Origin of the sequence: Laedolimicola intestinihominis, assembly GCF_040096155.1 — a bacterium.
Taxonomy (GTDB): Bacteria; Bacillota; Clostridia; order Lachnospirales; family Lachnospiraceae; genus Laedolimicola; species Laedolimicola intestinihominis.
Genome location: NZ_JBBMFE010000034.1, coordinates 1 through 1,624 on the forward strand (window position 1 = coordinate 1; position 1,624 = coordinate 1,624).

Here is a 1,624-nt window from a genome sequence, read left to right on the forward strand (position 1 = left end):
TTAAAAAGAGAGAATGCCGGAATGAGTAGCGAGAGGAAGGTGAGAATCCTTCCGGCCGAATATCTAAGGTTTCCAGGGTAAAGCTGATCTGCCCTGGGTAAGTCGGGACCTAAGGCGAGGTCGAAAGACGTAGTCGATGGACAACAGGTTGAGATTCCTGTACTGCTCTGTAACAGAACTGTGGGGACACGTGTGGAGAGTGTGAGCCGGAAATGGAAAGTCCGGTGCAAGCGAGGTAGGAGATAAGTTGGCAAATCCGCTTATCAATCCGAAGACGTGACGCGTACCGAAATCAAGTAGGGAAGCACATGAGCCATGCGTCGAGAAAAGCCGCTATTGTTTGCAGAGTACCCGTACCGTAAACCGACACAGGTGGATGAGGAGAGAATCCTAAGGCCGACGGAAGAAGCATTGTTAAGGAACTCGGCAAAATGACCCCGTAACTTCGGGAGAAGGGGTGCCTGCGAGAGCAGGCCGCAGAGAATAGGCTCAAGCAACTGTTTAGCAAAAACACAGGTCTATGCGAAACCGAAAGGTGAGGTATATGGGCTGACGCCTGCCCGGTGCTGGAAGGTTAAGGGGAGATGTTAGCGCAAGCGAAGCATTGAACTTAAGCCCCAGTAAACGGCGGCCGTAACTATAACGGTCCTAAGGTAGCGAAATTCCTTGTCGGGTAAGTTCCGACCCGCACGAAAGGCGTAATGATTTGAGCACTGTCTCGACAATGCATCCGGTGAAATTGAAGTACCAGTGAAGATGCTGGTTACCCGCGCCAGGACGGAAAGACCCCATGGAGCTTTACTCCAGCTTGGTACTGGGATTCGGTATTGCATGTACAGGATAGGTGGGAGGCTGCGAAATGGTGACGCCAGTTGCCATGGAGCCAATGTTGGGATACCACCCTTGCAGTATTGGGTTTCTAACTAGTCACCGTGACCCGGTGATAGGACAATGCCAGGCGGGGAGTTTGACTGGGGCGGTCGCCTCCGAAAGGGTATCGGAGGCGCTCAAAGGTTCCCTCAGAATGGTTGGAAACCATTCGAAGAGTGCAAAGGCAGAAGGGAGCTTGACTGTGACACCGACGGGTGGAGCAGGTACGAAAGTAGGACTTAGTGATCCGGTGGTATTAAGTGGGAATGCCATCGCTCAACGGATAAAAGCTACCCTGGGGATAACAGGCTTATCACTCCCAAGAGTTCACATCGACGGAGTGGTTTGGCACCTCGATGTCGGCTCATCGCATCCTGGGGCTGTAGTAGGTCCCAAGGGTTGGGCTGTTCGCCCATTAAAGCGGTACGCGAGCTGGGTTCAGAACGTCGTGAGACAGTTCGGTCCCTATCCGGCGTGGGCGTAGGATATTTGAGAGGAGCTGTCCTTAGTACGAGAGGACCGGGATGGACTGACCTCTGGTGTATCGGTTGAGCCGCCAGGCTCATGGCCGAGTAGCCAAGTCGGGACGGGATAAACGCTGAAGGCATCTAAGCGTGAAGCCCCCCTCAAGATGAGATATCCCATTCGAAAGAAGTAAGACCCCTTGAAGACGACAAGGTAGATAGGGCAGAGGTGGAAGTGCAGTAATGCATGGAGCTGACTGTTACTAATAGGTCGAGGGCTTGACCAAGAG

Annotated in this window: 1 rRNA gene; it reads left to right on the top strand. The window is 53.0% G+C overall.

Annotated features, from left to right (window positions below):
- Positions 1–1,621 (top strand): 23S ribosomal RNA (locus WMO29_RS16640); the annotation flags it as partial.
- Positions 1,622–1,624 lie beyond the last annotated feature (3 nt).